This window comes from Hungatella sp. L36 (genome assembly GCF_014288035.1).
The window spans coordinates 193777-210965 of record NZ_JACOPC010000011.1 but is presented as its reverse complement, the minus strand read 5'-3'; the positions used below and the strand labels follow the sequence as shown (position 1 = coordinate 210965).

Here is a 17189-nt window from a genome sequence, read left to right as displayed (position 1 = left end):
ATGAAAAAAATGAGATCGGCAAAACAGGTTAAGACGGTAAATAATATCCTGGTTCACACGGCTCTTGCCATTCTGGCGGCAGTCTGGGTGTTTCCCATCATCTGGGTGGTGCTCACCAGCTTCCGTGCGGAAAAGGGCTCCTATGTGTCAACCTTCTTTCCGAAGGCGTATACGCTGGCAAACTATACCAAGCTTTTCACGGATACGACGATTTTAAACTTCCCGCGTATGTTCGCCAATACGCTGTTCATCGCGGTGTGTTCCTGCATTCTGTCCACGTTCTATGTGCTGGCGGTATCCTACTGTCTCTCCCGGCTTAAGTTCCGTATGAGAAAGCCGTACATGAACATGGCGATGATTCTGGGCCTGTTTCCAGGCTTCATGTCCATGGTGGCGGTGTATTTTATCCTGAAGGCTCTTGGACTGACGGAAGGCAATCTGATCCGCCTGGCGCTCATACTCTGTTACTCCGGAGGCGCGGGACTGACATTTCAGATTGCCAAGGGCTTCTTTGACACGGTTCCGCGCGCCATCGACGAGGCGGCCCTGATCGACGGCTGCAACCGCTGGCAGATATTTTCAAAGATTACACTGCCATTGAGCAAACCGATTATCATCTACACGGTGCTGACCTCCTTTATCTCACCGTGGGTGGATTTTATCTTCGCAAAGGTAATCTGCCGCGCCAATTCGGACCAGTATACGATAGCGATCGGCTTATGGAGAATGCTGGAAAAGGAATATATTGACAACTGGTACACCAGCTTTGCGGCCAGCGCGGTGCTGATATCCATACCGATTGCGATCCTGTTTCTGTGTATGCAGAAGTATTATGTGAATGGCATGTCCGGTGCAGTGAAAGGGTAACGCAGCTTCAGGAAGGCTGAGGAATGACTATGACGAAGAAAATGACAGCAAGAGAGCTGAAACGCTTCTATGCGGACAGCACATTTAAGAAAAATTACATCTATGACGGCCATGATCTGGGTGCTGCCTGCGGCAGTGACGGGACTGTGTTTAAGCTGTGGAGTCCGGTCGCGGACCGGGTGGAGCTCCATCTCTACCCGGATGGGGACGAGAGCGGCTGTATGCGCTCCGTCTCCATGGAACGGGGAGAGAAAGGCGTATGGATGTACCGGACGGAGGAATGTCTTCACGGTACGTATTACGATTACGATGTGAGCATTGGCCATGAGACACGCCGGACCGCGGACCCGTATGCAAGAGCCTGCGGAATCAACAGCAGGCGCAGTATGGCGGTAGAGCTTGGAAGGACGGACCCGGAAAGGTGGGAATCGGACCGGGCCCCGAAACGGCAGCAGGAAGACATCATCTACGAGCTTCATGTGAAGGAGTTTTCCTGGGACGGGAGCGCGGGATTTCCGGAGGAGTTAAGGGGAACGTACCGCGCGTTTACAGTGGAGGATACTACCCTGTTCGGGGATGGCGTCCACCCAACCGGAATCCGGTATTTAAAGGAGCTGGGCGTGACCCATATCCAGCTGATGCCGGTCTATGATTTCGGCTCCGTCGATGAGGCCGGGGACCGGGACCAGTTTAACTGGGGCTATGATCCGGTCTGCTACAATGTGCCGGAAGGCTCCTATTCCACCGATCCCGCCCACGGGGAGGTGCGGATAAAGGAACTGAAGGAGCTGGTGCAGACGCTGCACCGGAACGGTTTTCGGGTCATCATGGACGTGGTTTACAACCACACCTACTCGGCGGACTCTTCCTTTCAGCGGGTTGTACCCTGGTATTACTACCGCCAGGAGGAAGACGGAACGCTCTCCGACGGCTCCGGATGCGGCAATGATTTTGCCGCCGAGAGGGAGATGGCTGCGTCATTTATCCTGGACTCGGTCCTTTACTGGACAGAGGAATACCATATGGACGGCTTCCGGTTTGATTTAATGGGGCTGCTCCCGACAGAGCTGATGAACCGGATCCAGGAAGAGCTGGATAAGCGGTACGGCATGGGTGAGAAGCTGATCTACGGGGAGCCGTGGGCTGCGAACGAGACGCCCATGGAACCCGGCTTTCATCAGGCTTTGAAAGAAAATGAAAAGAGACTGAATCCCCGCGTCGCCATGTTCTGCGACAACACGAGGGATGCGGTTAAGGGCCACGTGTTCGAAGCCATGGAACCAGGTTTTGTAAATGGCGGGGAAGGACTGGAGCGGGAGATCATGCACGCGGCTTCAGCCTGGTGTGACAGGGGCGGGGCATTCCACGCTGGTTCGCCGGAACGGGTCTTAAGCTACGTTTCGGCCCACGATAACCTGACGCTCTGGGATAAACTGATCCTTTCCATGACCCATAACGATCATTCGCTGGCGCTGCACATGAGCCGCTGTGACAAAAAAGGCTTTTATGAAAGGCCGGAGGAGGTCGTGCGGGCGTATAAGCTGGCGGTTTCTGTGTATTTTACATGTCAGGGACGCTTATTCTTCCTTTCGGGCGAAGAGTTTGCGCGGACGAAGGAGGGAGATGACAACAGCTTTGAAGCTCCCATTTCCTTGAACCGCCTGGACTATAAACGGGCGTATGAATTCGAAGAGCTGGTTCATTTTTATAAAGACCTGATTGCGCTGAGAAAATGCCTCCCGGGCCTCTGCGATAAAACGGAGGAAGCCGGAAAACGCATTTTTAAGAAGAGTGCAAACCGAAAGGGCGTCGTCAGCTTCCAGGTGGATAACCGATACAGGGGAGAGGGGCTCTGTGACACGCTCTTTATCGCTTACAACAGCCGCCGCCGTCCGGTGAAGGTGACACTTCCGGAAGGGGAGTGGGAAGCATTTTTAAAGGATGGAGACAGCGGGATGTGGAGGCGGCCAGAGAGAGAGACGTATTCGGGCCTTCTGATTCTGCCGCCGGTTTCCGCGGTTATCATGGGACGGAAAACAGAGATTAATCAGGAGGCAGCGCGATGAAGTTTGTATATGGAAAACAGGATTTTAAAACACTGGAGCGCGGCCAGGAGAACTGTTATCTGCTGACCAACGGGCTCGGCGGCTTTTCGTCGGAAACGGTGATCGGCTCAGCCGCCCGCAACGACCACGCGTTTTTTATGGCCTGTACGAAGGCGCCGAATCACAGGTATCACATGATTCACAGGCTGCGTGAGAGGCTGGTTATGGCAGAGGGTGCGGAATATCTCTCCAGCCAGGAGTTCGCAGACGGAAAGGAACCGGAAGACGGATACCTCCGCCTGTCCTCCTTTCAGTTCGAGGATTGCCCCGTGTGGATGTACCACACGGCCGGAGTCGAGGTTAGAAAGACAGCGGCCATGAAACAGGGGGAGAATACAATTGCCGTCCGGTATGAGATTCAGAATCACAGGAGAGAGGCGTGTACTCTTGAGGTAGTTCCTTTCCTGCAGTTTGTAAAGAAGGGGGACGATCTGGACATGGATCAGGCGTTTTCCTGTTCTGACGGCCGGGTCAGTTCGGCGGGATTGGACCTCTATTTTTCTACAGACGGCATTGTGACTGCCTTCAAACCGGTTTATGAGACGTACTACTACGCTTATGACGCCTGTGACGGACGGAGGGAGACCGGGAAGGCGCTGGCCAACCATGGGATCAGCTTAACGGCTGGCGCCGGAGTGTGTTCCAGTCTGGAAATCGTATACTCTCTGGAACCGGTGACGGAAACGGCAGAGGCCATACTGGAAGGCGCGGTCCGATATCGCCGGGAGCTGGAGAGACAGGCCGGTTTTCAGTCTGAGACAGCTTCCATGCTGGCCAAGAGCGCGGCACAGTTCATCGCCCGCCGGGAAACCACCGGGGGAGATACGATTCTGGCCGGATATCCGTTTTTCGAGGACTGGGGCCGGGATACCATGATCGCGCTGGGCGGATGCGCTTTGGCGACGGGGCGGTTCGAGACGGTAAAGAGCATTTTAAGGACATTTTTGAAGGCGGAGAAGAATGGGCTGATGCCGAATCTCTTCCCTGAAGGCGGCAGCGAGCCCATGTACAACACGGTGGATGCGGCGCTTCTTTTTATCAACAGCGTTTATCTGTATTTTGAGAGGACAAATGACATATCCTTTGTAAGAGAGTGCTATCCGGTCATGGAGCATATCGTGAGGCGGTACGAGGAAGGGACGGATTTCGGTATTCACATGGACGAAGACGGGCTGATCGCCGCGGGACAGGGCTTCGACCAGGTAACCTGGATGGATGTGCGGATCGGCGGCATACTCCCCACACCGCGCCACGGGAAACCTGTGGAGATTAATGCTTACTGGTATAATGCGCTGCGGATTATGGAGAGATTGGGCGGGACCGCCTCCGCCGCTCACTACGGCCGTCTGGCGGAGCTTGTAAAACAGTCTTTCAATGAAAAATTCTGGCTGGAGGAAAAACACTGCTTAAAAGATGTGATCTCCGGGACAGAAGATGGCGGCAGAGCGGGCGCTGACAATCAAATCCGGTGTAATCAGATCTGGGCGGTCTCCATGGCTTTTTCCATGCTTTCACCGGAAAAAGAGAAACAGGTGGTGGAAACTGTGGCGGAAAAGTTGTATACTCCTTATGGACTGAGAACTCTCTCAGAGGATGAGAAGGAGTTCAAGCCATTTTACGGAGGCAGCCAGCTTGACAGGGATTTGGCGTACCATCAGGGTACGGTCTGGGTGTTTCCGCTGGGCGGATACTACCTCGCATATCTGAAGGTACATGGATACAGCAGGGAGGCGAAGGCGGAAGTATGCCGCCAGCTGGAGGTTTTGGAAGGCGCCATGCGGGAAGGATGCGCCGGGCAGCTGCCTGAGATTTATGACGGGAAAAATCCCGTTTCTTCGAAGGGGTGTTTTGCCCAGGCGTGGAGTGTGGGAGAAATCCTCCGTGTATATGAAGCTTTGGAAAAAGTATAAGTAAAGGAGAATCGATGATGATGGAACAGGAATTAAATAAAGTTCTGGGCGAAAGATTTGGAAAAACTCTTGAGGAGGCCTGTATGGAGGAAATCTACCATGCGCTTCTTACCATTGTAAAGGGCAGGATGAAGGACCTCAAAAAGAATACGGGCAGCAGGAAGCTCTATTATATTTCGGCAGAATTTTTAATTGGAAAGCTGCTTTCCAACAACTTGATCAACCTCGGCCTGTTTGATGAGACGGCGGAAGTCTTAAAGAAGCACGGAATCGATATTGCGGATATCGAAGAGGCGGAGACAGAGCCATCGCTGGGAAATGGCGGCCTCGGAAGGCTGGCGGCCTGCTTCCTCGACTCGATTGCGACGCTTGAGCTGCCGGGCGACGGCGTGGGCTTAAATTACCATGACGGCCTCTTTAAACAGACCTTTGCAGACCATAAGCAGAGGGAAGAGAAGAACCCGTGGATGACCGGGGACGACTGGCTGACAAGGACGGACGTTCGGTTTGAAGTGCCGTTTAAGGATCTTACCGTGACCTCCACCATGTATGACATTGACGTGCCAGGCTACAAAGGCGGAAAGAATTCCCTTCATTTATTCGATTTAGACTCGGTGGACGAATCCATCATCCATGACGGAATCGAGTTCGATAAAGAAGATATCCGGCGGGGCTTAACCCTCTTCCTCTATCCGGACGACAGCGACGAGAAGGGACAGCTTCTGCGCATCTACCAGCAGTATTTCATGGTAAGCAACGCGGCTCAGCTGATTTTAAAAGAGACGGAAGAGCGCGGATTTGATCTGTACCATCTCCATGAGCATGTAGTCATTCAGATCAACGATACCCATCCGACCATGGTGATCCCGGAACTGGTCCGCCTCCTGATGGCAAGAGGCTTTAACATTGACACCGCCATCGATGTGGTGAGAAAGACGTGTGCGTACACCAACCACACCATCCTGGCAGAGGCCCTGGAAAAATGGCCGGCTTCCTATTTGGAAAAGGTGGTTCCGCAGCTGATGCCGATTATCCGGGAGCTGGATAAGAGGGTGAGACGCGATTTCCACGATGAGAAGGTCTATATCATCGACGAGCAGGAACGCGTTCATATGGCTCATATCGATATCCATTACGGACAGAGCGTCAACGGCGTTGCGGCTCTTCATACACAGATACTCGAGGAATCAGAGCTGAAGCCGTTTTACGATATTTACCCGGAAAAATTCAATAATAAAACGAACGGAATTACATTCCGCAGATGGCTGCTGCACTGCAACCATGAGCTGGCTTCCTATATTGAGGAGCTGATCGGATCCGGCTATAAGATTCACGCGGAGGAGCTGGAAAAACTCCTTGACTTTCAGGATGACGAGGCAGTTCTGGACCGTCTCCGCCAGATCAAGCAGAATGCAAAGCTGGAATTAAAGAAGTATTTGAAGAGCACCCAGGGAGTCGAGATTGACGAAACTTCCGTTTACGATATCCAGGTGAAGCGTCTCCACGAATACAAGCGCCAGCAGATGAATGCGCTTTACGCCATTTATAAGTATCTGGAGATCAAGAAGTGCAATCTGCCGAAGCGTCCCATTACCATGATTTTCGGAGCTAAGGCGGCCCCGGCCTATACGATTGCCAAGGATATTATCCATTTAATTCTCTGTCTGCAGGAGCTGATCGACAGCGACCCGGAAGTGAGTCCGTACTTAAAGGTCGTGATGGTGGAGAATTACAATGTGAGCAAGGCTGCGAAGCTGATTCCGGCCTGCGACATTTCCGAGCAGATTTCCCTGGCTTCCAAGGAGGCGTCAGGAACCGGCAACATGAAATTTATGTTAAACGGAGCGGTGACTCTGGGAACCGAGGATGGCGCCAATGTGGAGATTCATCAGCTTGTGGGCGACGATAACATCTATATTTTCGGAAAATCCTCCGATGAGGTTATTAAGCTCTATGAAACCAGCGGTTACTGCTCCAGAAAGATTTATGAGAGCGACAGCCTCGTGGAGGAGCTGGTGGACTTTATCATCAGCAAGAAGATGATCTTAACCGGCGATCCGGTTAATTTAGGAAGACTTTATAAAGAACTGGTTTCCAAGGACTGGTTTATGACACTTCTGGATGTGAGAGAGTATATCGCTGTGAAAGAGCAGATGCTGGCGGATTACGAGGATGAGCGTTCCTGGGCCCGCAAGTCCCTGGTTAATATTGCGAAGGCCGGATACTTCTCTTCAGACAGAACCATCGAGGAGTACAATAAGGATATCTGGCACCTGTAAAACGGATGGTTTACGCTGCAAAGTGAGTGTGAACGGAAGCAATGATACGCTGGAGGAAATGGAAAGACTATGGCAGACAGAAATGAGCAAAAATGGTGGAAAACATCGGTGATCTATCAGATCTATCCCAGAAGCTTTAAGGACAGCGACGGCGACGGAATCGGAGACTTGAACGGAATCATAGAAAAACTGGATTATCTGGAGGAACTGGGGATCGACGCCGTCTGGCTTTCACCTGTGTGTAAGTCACCTCAGGACGACAACGGGTATGATATCTCGGATTATCAGGATATCGATCCGCTGTTCGGAAGCCTCCTGGATATGGAACGCCTGATTAAAGAGGCGGGAGAGCATGGGATTAAGATCATCATGGACCTGGTCTTAAACCATACGTCGGATGAACACCGGTGGTTTTTAGAAGCGAAGAAGAGTAAGGATAATCCCTACCATGACTACTACGTCTGGCGCGACGGTGAGGAGGGCGTTCTTCCCAATGACATGAGAGCCTGCTTCGGCGGCCCGGCATGGGAGTGGGTACCGGAACTGTCACAGTACTATTTTCATCAGTTCTCCGTCAAACAGCCGGATTTAAACTGGGAAAATGAAGCCGTACGGAGGGAAATCTACGAGATGATCCGCTGGTGGATGGACAAAGGCGTGGGCGGCTTCCGCTTAGACGTCATCGATCAGATCGCCAAGGAACCGGACTTAAAGATTACGGGCAATGGACCGCGCCTTCATGAATTTATCCGCGAATTGAGCCGGGAGACGTTCCAGAAGGGCGATTGTGTCACCGTAGGCGAGTGCTGGGGCGCCGATACGGAGCGTGCAAAGCTCTACAGCGCGCCGGATGGAAGCGAGTTCTCCATGGTGTTCCAGTTTGAGCACATCATGCTGGATTCCGTACCGGGCAGGGAGAAATGGGATCTGGCCCCCCTTCCTTTCGTAAAACTCAAGGAAGTTTTAAACAAATGGCAGTGTGAGCTGCAGGGGAGCGGCTGGAACAGCCTCTTCTGGGACAATCACGATCTGCCGCGGATCGTATCGCGGTGGGGCAATGACAAGGAGTACCGTGTGGAGTCGGCTAAGATGCTGGCCACGGTTCTCCACGGCATGCAGGGAACGCCCTATATCTACCAGGGAGAGGAACTGGGCATGACGAACACGGACTATGAGATCGGAGAGTATCGGGACATCGAGACGCTTCATATGTATGAGGAACGTCTGGAAGCCGGGTATTCTGAGGAGGAGATCATGCGGTCCATCCACGCCAAAGGGCGGGACAATGCCAGAACGCCGATGCAGTGGAACTGCGGCGAGGGAGCCGGATTTACAGATGGAACTCCCTGGATCCGGATCAATGGGAATTACGGGGAAATCAACGCGGAAAGAGAACTGGCGGATCCTCAATCGGTCTTCCATTATTATAAGAGACTGATCCATTTAAGGAAAGAGTATCCTGTCTTTGTACATGGAAGCTTCCAACTGCTTCTGGAGGACGATCCGAATATCTTTGCATACGTAAGAGAATGGGAAGGCGTCCGCCTGCTGGTACTCTGCAATTTCTTCGGCAGTGAAATCGAGTGCCCTTTAAAGGAGATGTGGGAAGGCAAATCCCGGCTCCTGTGCAATTACCAGGATGCAGAGAATGAGGAGATTTTAAGGCCGTATGAGGCCCGGATGATTCTGCTTTAAGGAAGGAACGCTTTGGCCCGGAGGCTGAACCTGTGGAGGAAAACTGCAGGGGAGGCGCCGGGCTTTCGCATAATCATAAAATAAATTCCAAAACGGAGGTCTGCCCATGAGCGCCAGTTCGGTAACAGAATACACAGATAGCTTAAGTGAGGACGGAAAAAAGTATGTCAGCGATTTCATCGGATTCATGCGCAAACAGTATCCGCAGATCGATTCTAAAATATGCTTTTCAATGCCGATGTGGCTGGCGGGAGAAAAAATGAAGGACGGATATATCGCTGTCTCCGCGGCCAAAAATCATTTTTCCATCCATTTTTCAGAGGAAGGATATGTAACCAACATAGCCAGAATGGTACCTGCCTGTAAAACCGGAAAACAGTGTATCAATATTAAATATGGTGATGACGAGTCCTATCAGATTGTGAAGGATCACGTCAGGGATTTTTTGCTGCGCCAGTAACGGCTCATGGGGACTGTGCCCGCCGGAGTGTTCCGGCGCACACGGTCCCCATGGTTTATTTCAGGCCGTTTATGTTGTCCACGAATTCGCTGTTTCTGGCAGTCAGTTCTACCCAGGCCGGCCGAAAACCGCATTTTATTGCGTTGCGGACGGACTTTAAGTTGGACCATGCGGCACAATAAAAGGGAACTTTCCCCAAAGCGATGATTTCCAGCGCCAGTTTGCTGGTCAATGCGGCCGCGATCCCTTTTCGTCTGTAAGCGGGAAGAACGTCGATCCCGATCTGATACATGGCTTCACAGTCGGCAGAGCAGCCAGCGAGTCCGATTAGCCTGCCGTGATCGTAGGCTCCCACGCCAAGAACATCGAGCCCTCTGTTTTCGCTGGATAGGGCGTTGCTCCATTCCTCCGTATACAGATCAGAAAAATCGCCTTTATGCAGGACTCTTGTCTCGAATTCACAGGGCAGCTCCTTCAGTTGTGTCAGATCAGGCAGAAAGTATTCTGCCATAAAGCATACCTTTAAATTGTAAGCGGCCAGAGCGTCGTTTAAAGCGTTTATATTAGGCGTCTCAAAACAATGCTCAACCGGATATTTTTCTATGTAGACGCTAACAATGCCGGCCAGCCGTTCACTCACCTGAGCTACAATGTTATTGCCGTAGGATACCAGATCACATTCCAGCGGCAGAGGAAGATATTTTCTCGCGTTTCTGTGCGGTTTCGACAGTACAACCCGGTTTTCTGCCTGCAAAAAATCTTCCGCGCTGCAGCTGCAGTCGACTGCGGATTGTTCCAATGCTATTTCCAGTATTTCCTTATTCGTCATAAATAATCTCCTCAAAGTAAAGCATATCAATTGAATGAAAGTAACTTTTCCCTACATTCATAATACCGGGAGTATCGGATCGCGGGTAAAATATCATGGGAAATTCCCTCCTCTTTCAGAAAACGGGAGGCTTCCATAATTTCCTTTAGCGACAGACTCCTGTTCAGCTTTTCACGGTTTTCTATCTGTCTTTTCATCTCCAGAACCCCTATATGCAGCATCGAGCCCAATTTTACGAGCACTGCCGCCGGTATGCGGTCTTCTCTGATCCAAAGGCAGTAGGGCTTCCTGTCCTGCTCACAGGGGCTGTAGAAGCTGGCTCCGACGACCCGGCAGCCGCAGCTTTGGCATTCCAGTACCAGACTGTGGCCTTCCAGAAATGCCTTCGTGTCTTTTCCGTGGCACTGCGTGCATGCCAGACTGGATAAGTCCGCATTACGTATGCAGCAGGCGCATAAATCGCTGTCCAACCCTCTGTAGTTCTGTGTCATATAGGCGTCAATGGCGTCTTTCTGTTCCTCCAGCAGATCGGGGATGGCGTGAAGCTGGAAACTTTCGATCAAGGCATCATTTGCCCAGTAGGAAGGCGGGATTATAGAAGCGTGCTCAAAGGAACAGCAGGCGCTGCACCAGATCCACAGGCCGCCCCGTCTGGGCCTGTCGGCCCTCAGATAGATATGGCCGCCCCTGTGCCCGCAGACTGGACAGACAGCGGGGAATTCACAGGTGTCCAGCAGTGATTCCATAGAAATGTCCGAGCTATGCCACATGATATCCCTCCCTTTTTCTTTCAGACTTCATACAGCCGGACGAAGCTCTCCGGCCATAATCCTGTGAATCCATTGTACCATAGGCTAAAGATTCGTGAAAGACTTTGCCGTGCGGTTATTGTAATCCGTACGCATTGCAATTGCCCCTTTCTTTCGCTATAATGGATGAATACAAATGGCAGGAGGAATTGACATATGATACGATGTGCAACCATAGGAACAAATTTTGTGGCGGACTGGTTTATGAAGGCGGTCCAGGCGTGTGACGAGATCACCTGCAGCCTGGTTTATTCCAGAAACAGGGAGACGGCGGAGGTGTTTTGCAGGAAACACGGAGCGGGGCGGTGGTGTACGGATTTAATGGAGGTTGCGGGAGCAGAGGATGTAGATGCGGTCTATATCGCCAGCCCTAACAGCCTTCATTACGAACAGGCGGCGCTGATGCTGTCCCATGGAAAACATGTGCTCTGCGAGAAGACCATAACCTCGAATGAGGCGGAGCTTAAGGAACTGGTCCGGATTGCGGGAGAGAACCGCGCAGTTCTTATGGAAGCCATGCGTTCGGTCCATGAGGAAGGATTTTTGCAGCTGAGAGAGGTGCTTCCGATGGTGGGGACGATCCGGAGGGCCAGCTTCCAGTATGCGAAATATTCCTCGCGATACGATAAGTTTAAGGAAGGAATCATTGAAAATGCATTCAACCCGGAGTTTTCCAACGGCGCTCTGATGGACATCGGAGTCTACTGCGTCCATCCGCTGGTACGGCTGTTTGGTATGCCGAAGAAGATTATCGCAGATTCCCTGCTTCTCTCCAACGGTGTGGAAGGAGCGGGTACCATCCTGGCCTCCTACGATGGCATGCAGGCGGAACTTCTCTATTCCAAAATCACCAATAACCGCCTTCCAAGTCAGATTCAGGGAGAAGACGGGACTCTGGTGATCGACAATATTACGAATATCTGCAGCGTGGTTTTCCATGACAGAAAAGGCAATGCGGAAACGGTTATTGATCTTCCTCCGGAGCACAGCCTGGAGGGAGAAGTAAAGGACTGGCTCCGCATGATTGAGACCGGGGAAGGAGTTCGGGAAGACAACGAATGTTCCCTGATGGAACTGCGTGTGATGGATGAGGCGAGACGCCAGGCGGGAATCGTCTTCCCGGCCGATCTCCGCAAAATTACCGGGTGTTGATTATATGAAAGCAAAGGGGGATTACCTATGTATTATTCGACGACCTGTCCGTCACCTGTGGGAGTGATAACCCTGGCCTCCGACGGAGAGAAGCTGGCCGGTCTGTGGCTGGAGGGACAGAAGTATTATGGCGGCGCGATTGCAGGCAGCATGACAGAAAATGATGATGTGCCGGTGTTCAGCGCCGCGAAACAGTGGCTGAACCGGTATTTTTCAGGGGAGAAACCGTTGGCCTCGGAACTGCCCCTGGCGCCTGTGGGCAGCGAATTCCGGCAGAAGGTATGGGAGATTCTCTGCGAAATTCCGTATGGCAGCGTGATCACCTACGGAGATATCGCAAAACGGATGGCTGTGATGTTAAACAGGCCCACCATGTCGGGGCAGGCGGTGGGCGGAGCGGTGGGACACAATCCCATTTCCATTATCATACCGTGCCACCGGGTTGTGGGCGGAAATGGAAGCCTGACCGGGTATGCAGGCGGAATTGCCACGAAGATGAAGCTGCTGGAGCTGGAAGGCGTAGATATGTCCTCCCTGTTTATTCCCGCGAGCAGCGAGCCAAATGGACACGCTGGCGCGTCCATTTGACGACTGCCGCGAGGGGGAGTGCGCTCTGAACGCGAGAAACGGTACAGGTCAGGGGCGGGCCGCAGTTTCAGACTGATTCGGCCGGCTCCCGGTATTGCCGGCTCCCCCCTGTTTTAAACGACCGCGTATATTTATCCCCATACAGGGTCATGAAGTGTGATTTTCATCAGACATTCACCGTCTCCCATCTTAATACTTTTCAGCAGTTCCACGTCAGCCTCACAGGCAAACGCCTGCTCAAAGAGGACCTTGCTGTACCCTGTCGTACACTGACACCAGGTATTCGTCTCCAGCTTATCCACTTCCGCCAGCATGGGGCAGGGACAAAAATGGAACTGCAGAAAGAGTTCGCCGTCTCTGCAGGAGAGTCCGGCGGCTTTTGCTTTCTCTGAATTTGCAAACTCTTCTATGCTTGATACAGATGCCTTCAGTTCCTTTACGAGCGCAGCTTTCTCATCCATTCCATAACCGCATTGACAGTTCCTTCTTATTTTCTTTATGGTATCAGATTCGAATCTGCTTTCCAGGCGGTGCATGGCAGACTTTACCCACTCAGAATTGCTTTCTGTATTTGTTGCCTGTTCCTTACCATAAACCACTTCATTCGCCAGATCCGCGTTGCTTTCCGCTTTGACAGATTCGTAAATGACCTTCTCTTGTATTTTTCTTATATCAAACATTGTTTTCCTCCATAATCCTGACTGGGTGTGTAATGTTAGCTGAGTAATGTTAGCTGAGTAATGTTAGCTGAGTAATGTTAGCTGAGTAATGTTAGCTGAGTAATGTTAGCTGGGTAATGTTAGCTGGGTAATGTTAGCTAAGTATTGTTGGTTAAGTATCGTTCATGAAGATTCGTTCCTTGAGCGGTACTTTCTGTTCTGGCAGCCGCTTCTGAAAAACATCTTCCCGATCATCTCACATACCTGATGGTGGACCGCATAAAAAAATGACCTCCTTTCTGCATACAGTGTTTCGAACACTTTTATTATAGAAAGAAAGCCATGGTGTTGACTTCTGAATTCTTGCTGTTATGAGCTTGTTATGAAATGGGGATGCATAAATCCATAACAACGCTGTGATTGCCGCGGTCAATGCGGCGATACAGATTCAGTCCGTAACGCCGTGCCATGTGATAACCGCTCTGCGGCAGCCAGATATTGAAGATTCCCTGCAGCGTCTCGAAGATGTCCTTGATTTCTCCGTCGTAATGATACACAATCCATTTGCCGCCTCTGATCCGCATAACGTGATCCAGACTGCAGTCCGGCTCTGCTGTCATGCAGAGATCGCAGATGCACTGAGATGCATTTGTAATCGCCGGGTCATTGAAAAAGCGTTCGATCAGAACGGTCTCTTCCCTCAAAAATGCTTTGTATTGATCGAAAAACTGATACCAGTGCGTCTCAATGTCCACATAGCTTCCAATAAAACGCTCATATATCACAAATATGTCAGGAAACTCCTGAATTTCGATTCGTGCTGCGTATTCTTCCGTAGTTTTGAAGCGGGCAGTCCGCTCCGGGGTAAAGGGAACAGGCATGCTATGAGCCGGTATTGACTGCTTGTACCCCGTAGGGGAGGTATGATGGCGCTCTTTAAATACGGTACTGTAGTTGGAAGCGCTGTATCCGTAATCCAGACCAATGTCCGTAATGGCTTTCGTTGGATTCAGCTTCAGATCCACGGCGCTCTGGTCAACCTTACAGCGTTTGATAAACGCATAAACGCTTTCGCCGGTTTCTTCCTTAAATATCCGGCTGAAATGGAATTTTGATATGTAAACATGAGCGGCTAAGCGGTCAAGCGACAGATCCTCATCTAAATGCCCCATTATATAATCAATGCTTTGATTCACAAGATTTTTTCTGTCCATAGTTCTCCAGTTCTTTGCTGTATTTAAGATACGTTTATTGTAAAATCTTTGCCTCACGCTGTCAATACATGGGAACGGAGTGGAAGGAAATACCTGTACCAGGCCATAAACACATCGCCCGGCTGCATAAAAAAGCGCCCAATGACCAGTCAATAGTCATTGGGCGCTTTTCCTGTGAAAGGATGGATCTTATTTCACTTTTTTACCTTCTCTCGGAAGGATAATATTCAGCAGAACCGCCACGATGGTAGCGACTACGACCGGTGAACGGCCGAAGATGGTGACTACCCAGCTGGGGAATGTGGAAAGTGCTGCGGTGGCCTGGGAGATACCCATGCCGAGCGCTGCGGCAAGTCCTACGATAGAAGAGTTGCGGTAAGTCATCTCTTCCGACATAACGAGCTTCATACCGGTCATGGCGATAGAAGCAAAGACTGATACGGTCGCACCGCCCAGAACACATTGGGGAATGGTGGTGAGCAGTGCGGAGAACTTCGGGATTAAACCGGCTGCAAGGAGAATGACAGCGGTAAGACCCAGGACACAGCGGTTGACAACCTTTGTCGTCGTAACGATACCGACGTTCTGGCTGTAGGTTGCGGTGGGGAGGCCTCCGAGCAGGGCGCCGAGAATATTAGTGACACCGTAGCCCATGATACCGCCCTGAAGTTCCTTATCGGTTGGTTCGCGGTCGATAGAACCGCTGGTAGTTGCCGTAAAGTCGCCGATCGCCTGTATGGAGTTGATGGCGAACAGGATTGCAATGGCAATACAGGAAGACGGTTCAAACATGATTCCAAAATGAAGAGGCTGGGGAACCTGGAAGGCTGCCGCGGAACCGATGCTGGCGAAATCGACCATGCCAAAGAAGAGTGAGACAACATAGCCGACGATGATGCCGATCAGGATCGAGGCGAGCTTAAAGATTCCTTTGCCGAAATGGTTCAGTACAGTAACTACGACGAGTGTAATAAATGCAATCGTCCAGTTCTGCCAGGAACCGTATGTGGGGCTGGAGGTACCTCCGGCCATGTAATTAATTGCCGTCGGATATAAGGATAAGCCGATGGTGAAGACCACGGTACCCGTAATAAGCGGCGGAAAAAACTTACGGATCTGCATGACAAAAGCACCCACAATGAAGGCGACAACGCCGCCGACGATCTGAGCGCCTAAAATAGCAGGAACGCCGTAGTCCGCTGCGATCGACTGCATGCTGGGCACGTAAGCAAAGCTGATGCCCATGATTACCGGCAGAGCGGCTCCGAGGCGGAAACCATTCTTTTTACCGATGGGGAAAAGCTGCAGTAATGTGGAAAGTGCGGATACGACAAGAGCAGCCTGGATTAAGATAACCCGGTCTGCGGTGGAAAGGTTTGCAACGTTGGATACGATGATGGCTGGCGTAACGCAGCCAACGATCATGGCTACCACGTGCTGAAGTGCTAACGGCAGAGCCTGGGAGAATTTTGGGATGCCGTCCATCTGAAATATAGAAGCGTATTCTTTACTTGACTGTTTCATAGAGAGAGTTCCTCCTTAGGTTATTGGAAGTACTCCGGGAAATCGGATTGCGGTTTCCCGGCAGAAAATTACTGATGAATGCGAGTACCGGTTTTCCCCAGGATTCCCTCTTTTGCTTTTTCAAGCAGAGTGATGAGTGCGTTGCGCCCATCTTTGGAATCTGCGAATTTCACAGCAGCCTGCACTTTCGGAAGCATGGAGCCTGGCGCAAAATGGCCTTCGTCCATATACTTTCTGGCATCGTCTGTTGTGATATCGTCCAACCATTTCTCTTCCGGTTTTCCGAAGTTGATAGCGACCTTTTCTACTGCGGTTAAGATGATTAAGAAATCAGCGTTCAGTTCTTCCGCCAGCAGTTCACTTGCAAAGTCTTTGTCAATTACGGCGCTTGCGCCTTTTAAATGGTTTCCGATTAAAGTAACCGGGATACCGCCTCCGCCGCAGGCGATGACCAGCTGTCCGGAGTCCACGAGGGAGCGGATCGCACCGATCTCAATGATTTCGGCAGGCTTTGGAGATGCAACGACACGGCGGTAGCCGCGGCCTGCGTCTTCCTTCATGATATATCCATACTTTTCTTCTGCGATCTTAGCCTGTTCCTCTGTCATGAAATGGCCGATCGGTTTGGAAGGTGCGTTAAATGCAGGATCTTCCGCATCTACACGGATCTGTGTGATCATGGTAGTGACCGGAATATCCGTGATGTTTCTGTTTAACAGCTCTTCTCTCAGTGCGTTCTGCAGGTCATAGCCGATGTAAGCCTGGCTCATGGCAACACAGACGGAGAGAGGAGTATTAGGCTGAGACGGATCTTCACGGCTCAGTGCGCTCATAGCGTTGTTGATCATGCCGACCTGAGGTCCGTTGCCGTGTGCAACGACGACCTCGCAGCCTTCCTCGATCAGGTCTACGATCGCTTTTGCGGTGATTTTAACTGCCGTCATCTGTTCTGGCAGTGTGTTGCCTAAGGCGTTGCCGCCCAGGGCAATGACAATTCTTTTCTTCTTATCCATTGAATAAACCCTCCACCGGTTTTATAAAAAATCCAAAAAAGGACGCACCTGCTACTCGCTGGCAGCGGGTGCGCCCGGATTCATA

General features: G+C 51.3%; 14 protein-coding genes. 8 read left to right on the top strand and 6 right to left on the bottom strand.

All coding sequences use genetic code 11. The features are described from left to right. The 6 genes from H8S80_RS23285 to H8S80_RS23260 all read left to right on the top strand — a co-directional run bounded on the left by H8S80_RS23285 (nt 1) and on the right by H8S80_RS23260 (nt 9316). Nucleotides 1-867, top strand: coding sequence for a sugar ABC transporter permease (locus H8S80_RS23285; RefSeq protein WP_002602691.1), 867 nt, complete (start codon nt 1-3; stop codon nt 865-867). 29 nt (nt 868-896) lie between these two features. Then, entirely contained in the window at nt 897-2933 is a 2037-nt protein-coding gene (gene pulA / locus H8S80_RS23280) for a type I pullulanase (RefSeq protein WP_117632369.1), read from the top strand. Next, complete coding sequence (locus H8S80_RS23275; RefSeq protein ID WP_117632266.1) at nt 2930-4882, top strand: amylo-alpha-1,6-glucosidase; 1953 nt, start codon at nt 2930-2932, stop codon at nt 4880-4882. The genes pulA and H8S80_RS23275 overlap by 4 nt, the downstream gene beginning before the upstream one ends. 20 nt (nt 4883-4902) lie before the next feature. Continuing rightward, the gene (locus H8S80_RS23270) at nt 4903-7161 is read left to right on the top strand and encodes a glycogen/starch/alpha-glucan phosphorylase (protein WP_117632370.1); all 2259 of its coding nucleotides are present in this window, start codon (nt 4903-4905) and stop codon (nt 7159-7161) included. A 69-nt stretch (nt 7162-7230) separates the two neighbouring features. Then, nucleotides 7231-8856: a glycoside hydrolase family 13 protein gene (locus tag H8S80_RS23265; RefSeq protein ID WP_002602695.1), complete on the top strand. Its 1626-nt coding sequence runs from the start codon at nt 7231-7233 to the stop codon at nt 8854-8856. Nucleotides 8857-8962: 106 nt separating this feature from the next. Continuing rightward, entirely contained in the window at nt 8963-9316 is a 354-nt protein-coding gene (locus H8S80_RS23260) for a DUF1801 domain-containing protein (protein ID WP_002602696.1), read from the top strand. A gap of 55 nt (nt 9317-9371) precedes the next feature. Here H8S80_RS23260 and H8S80_RS23255 read toward each other — a convergent pair whose 3' ends face one another. Then, entirely contained in the window at nt 9372-10145 is a 774-nt protein-coding gene (locus H8S80_RS23255) for a GNAT family N-acetyltransferase (protein WP_117632267.1), read from the bottom strand. Between the two features lie 26 nt (nt 10146-10171). After that, entirely contained in the window at nt 10172-10915 is a 744-nt protein-coding gene (locus H8S80_RS23250; protein WP_117632268.1) for a hypothetical protein, read from the bottom strand. Between the two features lie 195 nt (nt 10916-11110). Between H8S80_RS23250 and H8S80_RS23245 the strand changes: the two genes are divergently transcribed. Next, nucleotides 11111-12106, top strand: a complete 996-nt coding sequence (locus H8S80_RS23245) for a Gfo/Idh/MocA family protein (RefSeq protein ID WP_117632269.1) — start codon at nt 11111-11113, stop codon at nt 12104-12106. 27 nt (nt 12107-12133) lie between these two features. Then, complete coding sequence (locus tag H8S80_RS23240) at nt 12134-12694, top strand: methylated-DNA--[protein]-cysteine S-methyltransferase (RefSeq protein WP_029466771.1); 561 nt, start codon at nt 12134-12136, stop codon at nt 12692-12694. 131 nt (nt 12695-12825) lie between these two features. Here H8S80_RS23240 and H8S80_RS23235 read toward each other — a convergent pair whose 3' ends face one another. The 4 genes from H8S80_RS23235 to arcC form a co-directional block, all read right to left on the bottom strand. Continuing rightward, nucleotides 12826-13374 carry a DUF6144 family protein gene (locus tag H8S80_RS23235; RefSeq protein WP_117632270.1) on the bottom strand — a complete coding sequence of 183 codons (549 nt, stop codon included), beginning with the start codon at nt 13372-13374 and terminating at the stop codon, nt 12826-12828. A gap of 359 nt (nt 13375-13733) precedes the next feature. Then, nucleotides 13734-14567 carry an AraC family transcriptional regulator gene (locus H8S80_RS23230; RefSeq protein ID WP_117632271.1) on the bottom strand — a complete coding sequence of 278 codons (834 nt, stop codon included), beginning with the start codon at nt 14565-14567 and terminating at the stop codon, nt 13734-13736. 189 nt (nt 14568-14756) lie between these two features. Continuing rightward, nucleotides 14757-16091, bottom strand: coding sequence for a uracil-xanthine permease family protein (locus H8S80_RS23225; RefSeq protein ID WP_117632272.1), 1335 nt, complete (start codon nt 16089-16091; stop codon nt 14757-14759). A 68-nt stretch (nt 16092-16159) separates the two neighbouring features. After that, nucleotides 16160-17104 carry a carbamate kinase gene (arcC, locus tag H8S80_RS23220; protein WP_002602705.1) on the bottom strand — a complete coding sequence of 315 codons (945 nt, stop codon included), beginning with the start codon at nt 17102-17104 and terminating at the stop codon, nt 16160-16162. Nucleotides 17105-17189: the final 85 nt, after the last annotated feature.

Bases quoted from the DNA above. Each gene is read 5' to 3' on its own strand.
- H8S80_RS23285 (WP_002602691.1), top strand. From the start codon at position 1: ATGAAAAAAATGAGATCGGCAAAACAGGTTAAGACGGTAAATAATATC.
- pulA (WP_117632369.1), top strand. From the start codon at position 897: ATGACGAAGAAAATGACAGCAAGAGAGCTGAAACGCTTCTATGCGGAC.
- H8S80_RS23275 (WP_117632266.1), top strand. From the start codon at position 2,930: ATGAAGTTTGTATATGGAAAACAGGATTTTAAAACACTGGAGCGCGGC.
- H8S80_RS23270 (WP_117632370.1), top strand. From the start codon at position 4,903: ATGGAACAGGAATTAAATAAAGTTCTGGGCGAAAGATTTGGAAAAACT.
- H8S80_RS23265 (WP_002602695.1), top strand. From the start codon at position 7,231: ATGGCAGACAGAAATGAGCAAAAATGGTGGAAAACATCGGTGATCTAT.
- H8S80_RS23260 (WP_002602696.1), top strand. From the start codon at position 8,963: ATGAGCGCCAGTTCGGTAACAGAATACACAGATAGCTTAAGTGAGGAC.
- H8S80_RS23255 (WP_117632267.1), bottom strand. From the start codon at position 10,145: ATGACGAATAAGGAAATACTGGAAATAGCATTGGAACAATCCGCAGTC.
- H8S80_RS23250 (WP_117632268.1), bottom strand. From the start codon at position 10,915: ATGTGGCATAGCTCGGACATTTCTATGGAATCACTGCTGGACACCTGT.
- H8S80_RS23245 (WP_117632269.1), top strand. From the start codon at position 11,111: ATGATACGATGTGCAACCATAGGAACAAATTTTGTGGCGGACTGGTTT.
- H8S80_RS23240 (WP_029466771.1), top strand. From the start codon at position 12,134: ATGTATTATTCGACGACCTGTCCGTCACCTGTGGGAGTGATAACCCTG.
- H8S80_RS23235 (WP_117632270.1), bottom strand. From the start codon at position 13,374: ATGTTTGATATAAGAAAAATACAAGAGAAGGTCATTTACGAATCTGTC.
- H8S80_RS23230 (WP_117632271.1), bottom strand. From the start codon at position 14,567: ATGGACAGAAAAAATCTTGTGAATCAAAGCATTGATTATATAATGGGG.
- H8S80_RS23225 (WP_117632272.1), bottom strand. From the start codon at position 16,091: ATGAAACAGTCAAGTAAAGAATACGCTTCTATATTTCAGATGGACGGC.
- arcC (WP_002602705.1), bottom strand. From the start codon at position 17,104: ATGGATAAGAAGAAAAGAATTGTCATTGCCCTGGGCGGCAACGCCTTA.